General features: G+C 68.8%; 10 protein-coding genes. 3 read left to right on the top strand and 7 right to left on the bottom strand.

Annotation, left to right across the window (positions count from 1 at the left end; translation table 11 throughout):
* Positions 1-14: 14 nt before the first annotated feature.
* Both LMI96_RS05970 and LMI96_RS05965 read right to left on the bottom strand, forming a co-directional pair.
* A complete protein-coding gene (locus tag LMI96_RS05970; RefSeq protein ID WP_228360827.1) occupies positions 15-758 on the bottom strand; it encodes an ABC transporter ATP-binding protein in 744 nt (247 codons plus the stop codon).
* Positions 742-1,605 carry an ABC transporter permease gene (locus LMI96_RS05965; protein WP_228360826.1) on the bottom strand — a complete coding sequence of 288 codons (864 nt, stop codon included), beginning with the start codon at positions 1,603-1,605 and terminating at the stop codon, positions 742-744. The genes LMI96_RS05970 and LMI96_RS05965 overlap by 17 nt, the downstream gene beginning before the upstream one ends.
* A 225-nt stretch (positions 1,606-1,830) precedes the next feature.
* On the opposite strand from LMI96_RS05965, the gene LMI96_RS05960 reads away from it, so the two are divergent.
* The 3 genes from LMI96_RS05960 to LMI96_RS05950 all read left to right on the top strand — a co-directional run bounded on the left by LMI96_RS05960 (position 1,831) and on the right by LMI96_RS05950 (position 6,508).
* Complete coding sequence (locus tag LMI96_RS05960) at positions 1,831-4,500, top strand: LGFP repeat-containing protein (protein ID WP_228360825.1); 2,670 nt, start codon at positions 1,831-1,833, stop codon at positions 4,498-4,500.
* Positions 4,501-4,562: 62 nt separating this feature from the next.
* The gene (locus LMI96_RS05955) at positions 4,563-5,591 is read left to right on the top strand and encodes a GDP-mannose 4,6-dehydratase (RefSeq protein WP_228360824.1); all 1,029 of its coding nucleotides are present in this window, start codon (positions 4,563-4,565) and stop codon (positions 5,589-5,591) included.
* The gene (locus tag LMI96_RS05950) at positions 5,588-6,508 is read left to right on the top strand and encodes an NAD-dependent epimerase/dehydratase family protein (RefSeq protein ID WP_228360823.1); all 921 of its coding nucleotides are present in this window, start codon (positions 5,588-5,590) and stop codon (positions 6,506-6,508) included. Before LMI96_RS05955 ends, LMI96_RS05950 begins: the two co-directional genes overlap by 4 nt.
* Before the next feature lie 3 nt (positions 6,509-6,511).
* Here LMI96_RS05950 and LMI96_RS05945 read toward each other — a convergent pair whose 3' ends face one another.
* The 5 genes from LMI96_RS05945 to LMI96_RS05925 are packed head-to-tail and all read right to left on the bottom strand — an operon-like array spanning position 6,512 to position 13,210.
* On the bottom strand, positions 6,512-7,609 hold the full coding sequence (locus LMI96_RS05945) for a glycosyltransferase family 1 protein (protein ID WP_228360822.1): 1,098 nt from the start codon (positions 7,607-7,609) through the stop codon (positions 6,512-6,514).
* A 9-nt stretch (positions 7,610-7,618) separates the two neighbouring features.
* Positions 7,619-8,911, bottom strand: coding sequence for a lipopolysaccharide biosynthesis protein (locus LMI96_RS05940; RefSeq protein WP_228360821.1), 1,293 nt, complete (start codon positions 8,909-8,911; stop codon positions 7,619-7,621).
* Positions 8,908-10,098, bottom strand: coding sequence for a glycosyltransferase family 2 protein (locus LMI96_RS05935; protein ID WP_228360820.1), 1,191 nt, complete (start codon positions 10,096-10,098; stop codon positions 8,908-8,910). The genes LMI96_RS05940 and LMI96_RS05935 overlap by 4 nt, the downstream gene beginning before the upstream one ends.
* Complete coding sequence (locus LMI96_RS05930; RefSeq protein ID WP_228360819.1) at positions 10,095-11,276, bottom strand: glycosyltransferase family 4 protein; 1,182 nt, start codon at positions 11,274-11,276, stop codon at positions 10,095-10,097. The genes LMI96_RS05935 and LMI96_RS05930 overlap by 4 nt, the downstream gene beginning before the upstream one ends.
* Positions 11,273-13,210 carry a DUF6541 family protein gene (locus tag LMI96_RS05925; RefSeq protein ID WP_228360818.1) on the bottom strand — a complete coding sequence of 646 codons (1,938 nt, stop codon included), beginning with the start codon at positions 13,208-13,210 and terminating at the stop codon, positions 11,273-11,275. Before LMI96_RS05925 ends, LMI96_RS05930 begins: the two co-directional genes overlap by 4 nt.
* Between the last annotated feature and the right edge of the window lie 138 nt (positions 13,211-13,348).

Below are 13,348 nucleotides of genomic sequence, written 5' to 3'. Positions count from 1 at the left end.
TGCGGCACACTCTCTCAAGAGCGCATGAGCGCGACGGCGTCGTGGCTGGGGCCGTCAAAGGCGACCTTGCCGTCGCGGAGCAGTATCCCGCGCTCGCACAGGTCCGACACCATATTGAGATCGTGCGAAACGACGACGAGTGTCTTGCCCGCGGCGTGGAGCTCGCGGATGCGGGCCAGGCACTTCTGCTGGAACGGCTCGTCTCCGACCGAGAGGATCTCATCGATCAGGAGGATGTCCACCTCGGTGTGGATGGCGACTGAGAAGGCCAGGCGGAGGAACATCCCCGAGGAGTAGTGCTTCACCTCGGTGTCGATAAACTGCTCGATCTCACTGAAGGCGACGATCTCGTCGAACCGTGCCTGCGTCTCCTGTCGGGTCATCCCGAGGATGGCCGCGTTTAGATAGATGTTCTCACGGCCCGAAAGGTCCGGGTGGAATCCTGCACCGACCTCGATCAGCCCCGCCACGCGCCCGCGTGTCAGCACCTCGCCGGTGTCCGGGCGCAGCACGCCGGAGATCATCTTCAGCGTGGTCGATTTTCCGGACCCGTTGAACCCGAGCAGCGCGACGGCCTCGCCCTGCTGAACCTCGAACGAGACACCATCGAGAGCATGAAAGCGCGACGTCAGAGGCTTCCGTCGCGCTGCCGCGACGAACGTCTCCTTGATCGAGTGTGTGTGCCGGAGCGTGAAGACCTTGCGAATGTCGTCGACCACGATGCGCGGGACGGCGCTCGACTCAGAGATCCTGGGCAAAGCGGCCCTCCAACCGGTGGAAGACGAACTGTCCGATGGTGAGGATGGCAAGCGAGGTGCCGAGAGCGATGCCGCTGTAGAACCATAGGTCGGGGATCTGTGCCGCACCGGCGGGCTCAAGCGGCATCCATAGGCCGTAGTGGAAGAGCTCTACTGTCGGCGTCACGGGGTTCAGGCGGTAGAGGACAAAGAGCCATTCCGGCAGCTCCCGCTGCACCATCTGCCACTGGTACATCACCGGTGAAGCCCAGACGGACATCATCGCGATGATCTCCACGAAGCTCTGCGCGTCGCGGAACGTCACGTTGATCGCGCCGAACAACAGCCCGAGACCGGTCGAGAGCAGCGCGACGATCACGAGGGCGAGGATGACGGCCGCGATGCTGAGCAGGCTCGGCGTCCATCCGAAGACCAGAGCGATCGCCACGATCACGATGATCTGCGGAACCGCGTTCACGATTGCGACCAGGACGCTCGCGATCGGAAACATCTCGCGAGGCAGATAGATCTTCTTGATCAGGGCCGCGTTGTCGACCAGCGACCGCGTACCGTTCGAAAAGGCCTCGTTGAAGAACGTCACGATCGTGATACCGGAGAGCAGGTAGATCGGGTAGAACTCAATCGACTTGTTCAGCCCGAGGAAGACGCCGAGGGCGACGAAGAACACCACGAACTGCACGAGTGGCTTGACGTAAGACCACATCCATCCGAGGACGGAACCCCGATACCGGATGCCCACCTCTTTGCGGACGATCAGCGAGAGGAGATAACGGCGCCGGAGCACGTCTACGATGCCGATGCTCCGCCCCGGAGACACAAGCATCTCCTGGGATGCGGATGATGACATGGTCGTGCTCTCGATCGGGTGTGGTCGGGTCAACCGATTCTAGCCGCGACTCACTGGACACGCGGCGCGGCGCGGCGAGACGTCGATGACGCTCGATGCTACAGACTAAACGGCAGCGCCATGAATCCCGGGCCGATCGAGTCGGGGAGTCTTCCGCATCCGTCCGCGGGTTCGTCTCGATCGGAAGGGGATCGTGGCCACGAGGACCGCCCGACCGAGGTAGATATGCATTCTGTTCCCCATTCCCGGCACTACGTGCCTCGTCCCGGGGCGGCCCGTCGGCTGGTCGCCGCGGTCGCCACGTTGGCGGTCGTCTTCTCCGGGCTCCTCGTTGCGGCTCCCGCCGCATCCGCCGCAGTGTCCCCGAACACGACGGCACCCGGCGCGACGTCCATGGGGACGAGGTCGGTGGATGCCGGCGCGTCGGCGGCCGTGACCGACACTGTGGGGTCCGTCATGCCGCGGATGTCGCTGGACGGCTTCGACTCGTCGAACCTCATCGATGATGCGGTCTTCTACGACGGCGCGGCCATGACCTCCGTACAGATCCAGACCTTCCTCGACCAGCGAATCGGCACCTGCCAGAGCGACCGGTGCATCAACGTCCTGTCGGTCTCGATCTCCTCCCGGGCCGCGCGATACTCCACATCCACGGGTGCGCTTGTGTGCAACGCGATCCAGGGCGGGTCGATGCGCGTCTCCGAGCTCATCTACCGGATGCAGAGCGCGTGCGGGATCTCGGCCAAGGCAATCCTCGTCATCCTCCAGAAGGAGCAGGGGCTCGTCACCAGTCGCAATCCCAGCGACTGGAACCTGTCGGCCGCCATGGGGCAGGCATGCCCTGACACCGCACCCTGCGACCCCAACTTCGCGGGCGTGGGGCCGCAGATCGTCGCCGGCGTCACACAGCTGAAGACGTACATGGCCGCGCGGTTCGGCAAACAGCCCGGCAACAACTTCATCCAGTACAACCCGAACGCAGGGTGCGGCGGCACGGTTCTGAACCTGCAGAACTACGCCACGGCGGCGCTGTACAACTACACCCCGTACCAGCCGAACTCCGCCGCTCTCCGTGCCGGATACGGGCTCGGTGACGCATGCTCGTCGTACGGCAACCGGAACTTCTACAACTACTACACCGACTGGTTCGGGAGTACGCGACTGCCTCCCGCCATCAACCAGCGCTACGTCGCGCTCGGCGGAGCCGACGGTCGACTCGGTGAAGCCGTGGGGCAGGCCACGTGCGGCCTCGCATCGGGCGGCTGCGCGCAGAACTATCGCAACGGCACCATCTACTGGACTGCGGCGACCGGTGCGTGGGAGTCCGTGGGCTCCGTCCGCACGCGCTGGGGCGCGCTGGGCTACGAGAACGGGAGGCTCGGATACCCGACGACCGGCGAGTCGTGCAGCGACACCGGATGCTCGCAGGGCTTCCAGGGCGGCGCCATCTACTGGTCCGCCGGGACCGGCGCATGGGAGTCCACCGGCGGCATCCGGGCGCGCTGGGCGCAGCTCGGGTACGAGGCGGGAGTGCTCGGCTACCCCTCGTCCGCCGAGACATGCACCGCATCCGGATGCTCGCAGGCCTACCAGTCGGGTGCGATCTACTGGTCGTCGGCGACAGGGGCATGGGAGTCCACGGGGCCGATCCGCGCGCGCTGGGGTGCCCTCGGCTACGAGAGCGGACAGCTGGGCTACCCGGCATCCGCTCTCGCCTGCACGGCTGCGGGATGCACGCAGTCCTACCAGCGCGGCGACCTGTCGTGGTCGTCTGCCACGGGTGCCTGGGTCACGACCGGTGCGATCGGAGCCCGCTGGAACCAGCTGGGCCGCGGCGCCAGCTCCCTCGGCTACCCGACCGCCGACCAGACGTGCGACACGACCACGTGCTCCCAATCGTTCTCGGGCGGGTCGATCTTCTGGTCGACCGCCACGGGTGCGTGGGACATGAACACGGCCATCCGCGAACGGTGGACCGCGCTCGGCGCGGCCAGCGGACGGATGGGCTACCCGACGTCGGGGACCTCGTGCTCGGCATCCGGGTGCGCGCAGGCCTACCAGGGTGGGGCGATGTACTGGTCGTCCGGCGCCGGCGCGTGGGAGTCTGCGGGAGCGATCCGCGCACGCTGGGCGGCCGTCGGATACGAGTCGGGTGCCATGGGCTACCCAGCCGGCGCCGAGACCTGCACCGCCACCACGTGCTCGCAGAAGTACGTCGGCGGCACGATCTACTGGGCATCCGGCGCCGGGACGTGGGACGTCGGGTCGAAGCCCGACGCGCGCTACCAGGCGCTCGGCGGCCCGCAGGGCACCCTGGGGTTCCCTTCGGGTGCGGCGTCTTGCAGCGCTTCCGGATGCGCCCAGGTCTTCCGCGGCGGTGTCCTCTACTGGACGCCGACCACGGCGGCTTTCGAATCGCGCGGGACTATCCGCGACCGCTGGGGCGCCAGCGGGTACGAGTCGGGCCGCCTGGGCTACCCGATCAGCGGCGAGCAGTGCACGACGGACGGATGCTCGCAGACCTACCAGGGCGGCGTGATCGCGTGGTCCGCGCGGACCGGGGCGCACGCGACCGTGGGGGCCATTGGGGCGCGTTACGCGCAGATGACCGGGGTCGCGAGCACGCTGGGCTTCCCCGCAGCGGAGGAGCAGTGCGGCACGACCACCTGTGTCCAGCGGTTCGCCGCCGGCTACATCTACTGGTCCGCGGCGACGGGCGCGTGGGAGTCCACCGGTCCGATCCGCGACGCCTGGGCCGCCGTCGGCTACGAATCGGGACGGCTGGGACTGCCGATCTCGGCCCAGAACTGCACCTCGTCGCAGTGCACACAGACCTACCAGGGCGGCGTGATCACCTGGACGCAGGGCCAAGGATCGTCGGTCGCATACCGGTGAGGGCACGACCCGCGGGCCGGGCCGGTCTGCGGGCGGAGCCGCCGGGCAATTAGGGTAGATCCATGATCGATGGAGGAACGATGGTTGATGGTCGACGCGCGCTAATCACGGGCATCACGGGGCAGGACGGCGCTCATCTGGCCGAGCTGCTGCACGCGAAGGGGTACGACGTCTACGGCCTGATCCGCGGTCAGAACAATCCGCGTCGCGAAGCCGTGGAGCGCGAGTTCCCCTTCGTCACCCTGATCGAGGGGGATCTGACCGACCCGACCTCGCTGGTCCGCGCCGTCGAGACGAGCGATCCGGCGGAGCTGTACAACCTCGCCGCCATCAGCCACGTGGGCTACTCCTTCAAGAACCCGACGCTGACCGCCGACGTGACCGGCAAGGGCGTGCTGAACGTCCTCGAGGCGGTCCGCGTGACGGGTCGCGTCGAGCAGACGAAGGTGTACCAGGCATCGACCTCCGAGATGTTCGGCGGCCTCGACTACAACCGTCCCGGCGACGGATACGACGAGGAGTCGCTGTTCCACCCGCGCAGCCCGTACGGCGTCGCGAAGCTCTACGGTCACTGGATCGCCAAGAACTACCGCGAGAGCTACGGCATGTTCGTGTCCTGCGGCATCCTCTTCAACCACGAGGGCGAGCGACGCGGTCAGGAATTCGTGACCCGCAAGATCACCCACGCGGTCGCACGGATCAAGCTCGGTCTGCAGCCGCACATCGAGCTCGGCGACCTCTGGCCCAAGCGCGACTGGGGTTATGCGGGTGACTACGTCGAGGGCATGTGGCGGATGCTGCAGCACCCCGAGGCGGACGACTTCGTGCTCGCCACGGGTGAGACCCACTCGATCGAGGAGTTCCTCACGCTCGCATTCGGTGCCGTCGGCATCGACGACTGGCGCCCGTACGTGAAGCAGAACCCGGCATTCATGCGTCCGGCGGAGGTCGACATCCTCCTCGGAAACCCCGCCAAGGCGGAGAACGTGCTCGGATGGCGTCGTGCGGTCGACTTCCCGGGTCTCGTCTCCCGCATGGTCGACCACGATCTCGCCGAGCAGGCGCGGATCGCCGGGACGAACGTGGCGTGAGCGCCCCCATCCTCGTCCTGACGGGCGCGAACGGGTTCGTCGGAGGCCATGTCGCCGCGGAGGCGACCGCCGCCGGATACGACGTCTGGGGGGTCGGCCGCGATGCCGGCCCCTCGGAGGCCTTCGCCCGCCACGGCGGGCGCTACATCTCCGCAGACCTTGCGGAATCGTGGCCGGTCGACGCCGAGGTGTCCGCCGTCGTCCACCTGGCCGGTCTCGCGGCGGTCGGGCCGTCCTTCGACGCGCCGCAGCGGTACATCACCGTGAACAGCGCCATCATGACCGCGATGTGCGAGTCGCTCATGGCGCGATCGCCGCGGGCGCGCTGCGTCGTGGTGAGCTCCGGGGCGATCTACGCCCCGCCGGCCGATTCCGCGCCCCTGCACGAGGAGTCGCCGCTGTCGCCGTCATCGCCGTACGCGGTGTCGAAGATCCTCGTGGAGACGCAGGCGCAGTACTACCGCGGACGCGGATTGGATGCCGTCGTCGCGCGCCCGTTCAACCACATCGGTCCCGGACAGGGGCCGGGCTTCCTGCTGCCGGACCTGGCGCACGCCCTCGCGGAGCTCGGGCCGGATGATGAGCTGTCGGTCGGCAACCTGGCTGCCGCGCGCGACTTCACGGATGTCCGCGATGTCGCTCGGGCATACGTCACGCTGGCCTCATCGGACGAGAACGCGCACGGGGTCTACAACGTGGCCTCGGGGGCGGCCCACACGGGCCGAGAGGTCCTCGACACGCTCTGCGAGGTCCTGGAGAGTCCGGTTCCCGCGACGCGCACGAACCCCGCACGGCTGCGGCCGAACGACCCGGCCCTCATTGTCGGGGACGCGTCCCGCCTCCGCGACGAGCACGGTTGGAGTCCGCGTTACAGCTGGCGCGATTCCGTCCACGACTTCGTCGCGTCGTCGGTCTAGGCCTCAGCGACCGCGGGTCGTGCGTGCGACGTCGTCGAAGACGGCGAGGAGCTCGTCCGCCGTCCGATCCCAGCTGAAGAGCGTGGCACGCTCGAGGCCGAGCTCGGCGTTCCGGGCGAGACCCGCGGGGTCCCGGAGTGCCGATTGAATCGCGTCCGCCATCGCGGCGGCATCCGTCGGATCGAAGTAGGCGGCGGCGTCGCCCGCGACCTCGCGCAGCACGGGGATGTCCGAGCAGATGACCGGGCAGCCGCGTTCCATCGCTTCGAGTGCGGGGAGTCCGAACCCCTCGAAGAGGGTGGGGAACACGACGGCGGTCGAGGTGGCGTAGAGGTCGTCGACCTCTTCACGCTCCAGCCACGAGCGCAGCTGCACCCACTTCTCCAGCGAGTGCTCGGCCACGACGGCCGTCAGGGGATCCTCGGCGTGGCTGCCGGAGATCGTCAGGACCGGGCGACGGTCCTCGGGGATGAGGGCCAGCGCCTCGATGAGTCGCGGGAAGTTCTTGTGCGGCATCCGGTTGCCGAGGGTGAACAGGCGGTCGGGCGCCCGCTCCGCGGTGCCGGACGGCCGTGCACCGGAACTGCCCGGCATCACGACGCTGACACGCTCCGCGGGGATGCCCAGCAGGTCCACGATGTCGTTCTGGGACGCGACCGAGTCGGTGACGATGTGCGCGGCCGACCGTGCCGCGGACCGGATCAGCAGCTGAGTGGGAATCACGCCCACCCTGCTCGGCAGGAACTCGGGATGCTTGAAGGCGAGGGCGTCGTGCAGCGTCAGCACGAGCGGGACGCGCGTGCGCGGCGGACCGAAGTTCGCGGGGGAGTGGATGAGGTCCGCCTGGGTCGCGCGCGCCGCGCGTGCCACGCCGGTCACCTCGCCGAACGCCCACTGCGCCCGCTTGGTCGTCGTCAGACCGGAGTCGATGAGGCGACCGGGGAACCAGTCGGCGCCCTTCGCGTAAAGCTCGCTGCTGGCGTAACCGACGAACTCCCAACCGGGCCGGTCGAAGAACCGGGAGTACACCTCGCGTGCGACGGTCTCGGTGCCGCCTTGCTTACCCGTGAAGAAGAGAAGGTCGACCAGTACCCGAGGCATCAGGCCATTCTATGCGGCGGCGCCGTCACGCGGAAAAGGCCGCTCGGACTCCTCGCGGAGGCGGCGGATCGTCGCGATCGTCAGCGGCAACAGGATGGCGGTGGCGACGAGCTCGGTGGCGGCGTAGCCCACCGCGACACCGACGGGGCCGACGGTCCAGGCCATCGCGAGCATCGCGGGGATCCCGATGACCGTGCCGATCAGCGTCGCGCGCATCACGGCGATCTGATACCCGTACGGGAAGAGCAGGTGCCGGGTCATGGAGGTGCGCACCGAGTACAGCGCGAAGGCCGCGCCCAGGATGACGCAGATCATGGTCGGCGTCTGCGAGCCGGGTGCGAGGAACTCGCTCACCCAGGGCCCGAGGAGCGACAGGGCCGCCCACCCCACGATTCCCAGGACGCCGTGGGCCACGATCGCCAGACGGATGCGCCGCACGCGGTCGTCGCCGTGGCTCTCGACGGTCCATGACTGGAAGGCGTTGGCCAGGGTGATGGGGATGAACTGACCGAGCTTCAGCATCTTGTCGCCCGACGCGTACCCGGCCGACAGGTCGGGTGTCGCGATGTGCACGAGCGGGGTGGGGACGGCGGAGTACGCGCCGAGTGCGGCCTCGTTCATCGCGACCGGCAGACCCGTGCGGAAGCGCAGCGGCCACTCGCGAGGAGGGCTCCAGGGGCTCGGATACCGGCGCAGGATGCGTACGGTGTACCACCCCGTGCCGATCAGCGTGACGGCGATACCCGAGAGCGGGTACAACTCGACCACACCCGTGCCGGCGATCAACGCGGCCGCGAGCACCGCGGTGATCACGCGCGGGATGGCATCGAACGCGGCGATGGCGCCGGGCTTCGCGACGCCGACGGCGAAGAACGTGAACGAGAGCGCGATCAGCGCCCCCTGCACGCCCATGAGGGCCGACAGCAGACCGTAGCCGGGGGAGGCGGTGACCGCGCAGAGGACGATCGTCACTGGAAGGACGACGACGGCCAGGAGACCGCGGACGACGAGGGCGTCCCGGTACAGGCGACCGCGGACCGTGTCGTCGGGAGCGGCGGCGACCAGCGCCGGCCCGATCGTGCCCCACCCGAAGGCGATGACGATCGCGGCGAACGTCCCGATCGACTCCCCGGCGATGGCGCTCGCCCATCCCTCGGGGCCGGCGGCGCGGCCAAGGAAGGGCAGCGCGATGAGCGGTGAGATCGCGGCGATCGCCGGCAGCATCGAGAAGCCGAGAAGTCGTCGCCACAGAGGGGACGGGATGGTCGGATCCTCCGCTGCGGCGTCCCCGCCGCGGCTCACGGCTCGAGGGGGGTCGGCGGCACCGGGCGGTGCGGCACGAGCATGACGCCCGAGAAGAGGCTCATCAGGATCGTCTGGAAGCCGAGCATGATGCCGAGCGAACTCGGGATGGCCGCGCGGAGCACCTCGGTCGCCTGCAGCTCCCCGAAATCGGTGCTTCCCCAGCTGGCCACCTGGGCGATACCCGCGATGGTGCCGACGAGGAAGAGAAAGAGCCCGACGAGCAGGCCGCGTTCCTGAGTCCAGATGGACGCCAGCCGTTTAAACCGTGGACCGGTCGGCAGGAAACCTTCCTGGGTGGCGTAGAGCTTCGTGAGCCAGGCGAAGAGCAGGGATTGGAACCCGATCACCGTCAGCGCCGCGGCGTAGACCATGGTCGTCACCCCGAAGCCGACGCCCGCGATCTGGAACGGCCCGACGGCGAGGGCCGCCACGAGAAGCGCGCCGATGAAGAATGCGGCCAGACCCGGGTAGATGAAGAGCCAGCGCGGCGCGAACATCATCAGGAAGCGCAGGTGGCGCCATCCATCGTGCCAGCTGCGCAGGTGCGGGGGCCGCGAGCGGCCGTCCTTCTTCAGCGTAGTGGGCACCTCGTCGATGCGGTAACGCGCCAGCGAGGACTTCACGACCATCTCGGAGGCGAACTCCATGCCCGTGGTCTGCAGGTGCAGCTCCGCCATCCGTGCGCGGTTGAACCCGCGCAGACCGCAGTGGAAGTCGCCGATGTTCGGGCGGAAGAAGAGCTGTCCGATCCCGGAGAGGACGGGGTTGCCCAGGTAGCGGTGCAGCGGCGGCATGGCGCCGGGGGCGATGCCGCCCTGGAACCGGTTGCCCATGACGAGGTCCGCGCCGTCGCGGAGCCGCTCGAAGAAGGGCTCGAGGTTCTCGAAGTCGTAGCTGTCGTCGGCGTCGGCCATGATCACATACGTGCCGCGCGCGTTGGCGATGCCGTTGATCAGGGCGGCGCCGTACCCGCGCACGGTCGTTCCGACCACACGCGCCCCGAGGCGGCGCGCGATCTCCTGCGAACCGTCGGTGCTGCCGTTGTCCGAGATCAGGACTTCGCCCGCGACGCCCGCCCGCTGGAGCGACGCCTGTGCCTTGCGGATGCACACCTCGAGCGTCTCCGCCTCGTTCAGGCACGGCATCAGGACGGTGAACTCCACCGCGTCGGTCGGTTGTGTCATCGTGGTGCGTCCTTCGTCGTCGGCGCGTTCGCATCCAGCGCTCGCGCGATGTTCTCTGTAGTGCGGCGTACGGTTCGGGTCCGAAGTGCTTCTTCGTACCAGGATCGTGCGGAAGCCCGCAGCGGCTGCCCCGCCCGCACTGCCGCGACAATCTCGTGAGCCAGGTCCGCCGGGGCGGCCGAACGTGCCACGAATCCGTTGCGTCCCGGCTCGACGAGTTCGGTCGCCGCGTTCCCGTCGTCGTCAACCAGTATGACGGGCGTTCCATGTGCAGACGCCTCGACGACCACCAGCCCGTACCCCTCCCGTCGCGACGGGTTCACGAGGGCCGCGGCTCCGCCGACGAGCCGGGAGAGCTCCTCTTCGGAGACGAATCCGGGCATCCGCACCCACGCGGCTCCGTCCGCGTCGGCGACAGCCGCCCGGATGTCGTCGCTCGTCGGTCCGCTGCCGAGGATCACGAGCTCCAGCCCGGGGAGTTCGCGTCGCGCCTGCGCGACGGCGGCGGGGATGGTCTCCACGCGCTTGTCGGCGATGTGGCGACCGGCGTAGATGACGTAGGCAGGGTCGTCGGCGGGGCGCGGCGTCACGTCGCTCGCGCCGTCGATGAGCCCGGGGCTCACGAGCAGACGCGAACGCAGGCCCTCGCGGCGCAGCTGGCGAGCTGTCAGCTGCGAGTGGCAGGTGGCGATCGGCGTGATCCGGACGGCGGCTCGCTGGAGCGCCCAGGCGACGTTGCCCCACAGACCACCGGCGTACTCGACCCACTGCGCGCGGCCCCACACCTCGAGGTAGTCGGCGACCAGACGGGTGCGGGATCCCGCCAGGGCGATGCGTGCGGCGAAGACGTTCAAAATCGGGAGTGCGCCGACGATGACCGCGTCGTAGGAACGGCGGTGGCGCAGGAGATGGCGGAACAGGCCGAATGCGAACGACAGCGCTGCGGCGTTCCTGCGCACGCCTCGCCCGTCGTAGAGCCGGAGTCGTCCCACCACGGGCGTCACGGTGAACGCGTCCTCCGCAGGCGGAGCGCCCTCCCACTGGACGGCGGTCAGATAGTCGACATCCCACCCCAGGTCGTCGAGATGCTCCGCGTAGGAGCGGTAGAGTCGTTCGCCGCCACCGGTCGTGTACGGGAACAGGCAGTCGTAGGCGATGGCGATCCGCGGCGCGCTCACGAGCCGCCACATCCTTCGATCCGCAGCAGACGGGCGTCAGGGCCTTCGGCGTCGACGACCACGAGGTGCGCGGACGGCGGGATCGACTGGATGCCGTCCCAACTCGCCGCGGCGGCGGGGTCGGAGAAGACGTTCTGACTGCCGAAGTCGAGGACATAGTCGACGCCGAGCGCCTCGACCGCCTCGCACACCTTCGAGTCGGAATCGATCGCCGCGAGGTTCTGGTCGAGGTAGAGCTCGTCCGCCGTCCGCGTGCCGAAGATGTGCTTCTCGGTGACTTCGCGCCCCGTCAGGGCATAGGCCAGAGAAGCTCCGGTCCAGGGGCTGCCGATGATGAGCGCGTCGTCGGGCACCTCGTCATCCAGGCGGGAGAGCAGGCGCACCTCGGCATCCGTCAGCAGGGCCGACGTCGCATTCATCGCGTAGGCGCCGCGCGCCTGCTCCGCCGTGCTCGTCACGTTCGGGCCAATGGCAACGGTGAGGAGGGCGATCAGAGCGACGGCGGTTGCCACGGTGCGCAGAACGCCCCGACCGGGGAAGCGCGTGAAGAGCGCCGTCGCGGCGTCGACGACCACGAGGGCGCCCAGTGTCGCGATGGGGATGACGGCCATCGGCAGGAGCGCCGCCAGGCGGTAGGGGTCGTTGTACCAGGGGTTCGTGAACGCCTCTCGGAGCAGGTTGCCCGAGGTGAAGCCCGAGACGAGCACGAAGAAGAACGCCACGACGACGAACGGCACGATCACCGTCGACCAGCGGGCGGGCTGTCGGATGAAACGCAGCAGGCCCAGGATGATGAGGAAGGCGACGAGCAGGGTCACCGGGTATCCGCGCGGGGAGCCCAGGATGGCCTCGCCCGCGGCCTGCGCCGGGCTCTGCCAGGCGCCCCAGCGGGACATCGCGTACGGCGTCCGCGCGTACGCCCAGATACCTGCCGCGCCTACGAGGAGGAGCACGACGATCCCGACCCGGATCGTGATCGCCGTCCTCCGGGGTCGTGCCGGCCAGTTCCGCACGAAGGTCAGGATCGTCAGGGCGATGCCGATGGCGTACAGGGCGAGCATGGCGTTCGGATGCGCCAGGGCGATGCCGGCGGTGACGACCAGGAGCAGGACGAGCGCACGCACGCGCCCGGCCAGCGAGGTGGCAGACAGCGCCCAGATGATGGTGGCGATCCCCGCGGGCAGGAGCGCGTAGGCCATCGCGTTCGGGTAGAGGACGCCGAAGTAGTAGAGCAGGATCGGGAACGCGCCGAAACCAGTCGACAGGATCGCAGCGATCACGACCGCCGAGGCGCGACGCGGGAACAGGGCGGAGGCCATCGCGACGGTCGAGACGGGCCAGGCCAGCGCGCCGATGGCCATGTTGCTGGCGTTCACCGCGACGGGGACGCTGACGTGCGTGGTCACAGCCGTGAGCGAGGCGAGGCTGTGCCAGGCGTTCGGGTAGAAGGGCACGTCCGAGGTCTTGCCGACCGAGAACGCGGACGCGTTCTCGGTCTCGATCGCGTACTGCACCGAGTTCAGGTGCACGATCGCGTCGAAGGTCTGGGAGATCGAGTCGGGCGAGATGAAGACGAACCGCAGTTGCAGACCCACGATCACGGTGGCGACGGCGACGGCGGCGAGCACCAGGGCGACCGTCAGGGGGCGGGGTCGGGGGGACGCTGCGTCGGGTGCCCAGCGCCCGAGGACGAAGGCGACGACGCATGCGAGGACCGTGAGCAGGCCCACGGGCAGCCAGGACCAGGTCAGCCCGAGCCACGGGGCGACCACCGCGGCGACAGCGAGGAGCGCGGCCGAGATGGCGGGAGAAAGGGCGAACAGCCGGAGATCGCGGAAGCGCCATCCGCTGACGATCACGAGGGCGCCGGGCACGCTGAGGGCGATCATCGCCACGGCGATCGAGGAGAGGGCGTCGAGCCAGGACTCACTCATCTGCATCTGATCTCTCGCACAACATAGAGATCGTACCCGACGGTGGCTGGCAACGAGGGATGCGGGATGTTGGGCGTGGCCGCTTAGACTTGCGGCAGCTCCCCGCTCAGCCTCGAGTCTGCGGGCGGAGCCCGCGAA

This window comes from Microbacterium sp. cx-59, assembly GCF_020805625.1.
In the GTDB taxonomy this organism is placed as follows: Bacteria; Actinomycetota; Actinomycetes; order Actinomycetales; family Microbacteriaceae; genus Microbacterium.
Note: the sequence above shows the minus strand (reverse complement) of the source record. Positions and strands in the feature narration are given on the sequence as shown.

Excerpts from the sequence above, each read along its gene's own strand:
- LMI96_RS05965 (WP_228360826.1), bottom strand. The coding sequence starts at position 1,605 with ATGTCATCATCCGCATCCCAGGAGATGCTTGTGTCTCCGGGGCGGAGC.
- LMI96_RS05960 (WP_228360825.1), top strand. The coding sequence starts at position 1,831 with ATGCATTCTGTTCCCCATTCCCGGCACTACGTGCCTCGTCCCGGGGCG.
- LMI96_RS05955 (WP_228360824.1), top strand. The coding sequence starts at position 4,563 with ATGATCGATGGAGGAACGATGGTTGATGGTCGACGCGCGCTAATCACG.
- LMI96_RS05945 (WP_228360822.1), bottom strand. The coding sequence starts at position 7,609 with ATGCCTCGGGTACTGGTCGACCTTCTCTTCTTCACGGGTAAGCAAGGC.
- LMI96_RS05935 (WP_228360820.1), bottom strand. The coding sequence starts at position 10,098 with ATGACACAACCGACCGACGCGGTGGAGTTCACCGTCCTGATGCCGTGC.
- LMI96_RS05925 (WP_228360818.1), bottom strand. The coding sequence starts at position 13,210 with ATGAGTGAGTCCTGGCTCGACGCCCTCTCCTCGATCGCCGTGGCGATG.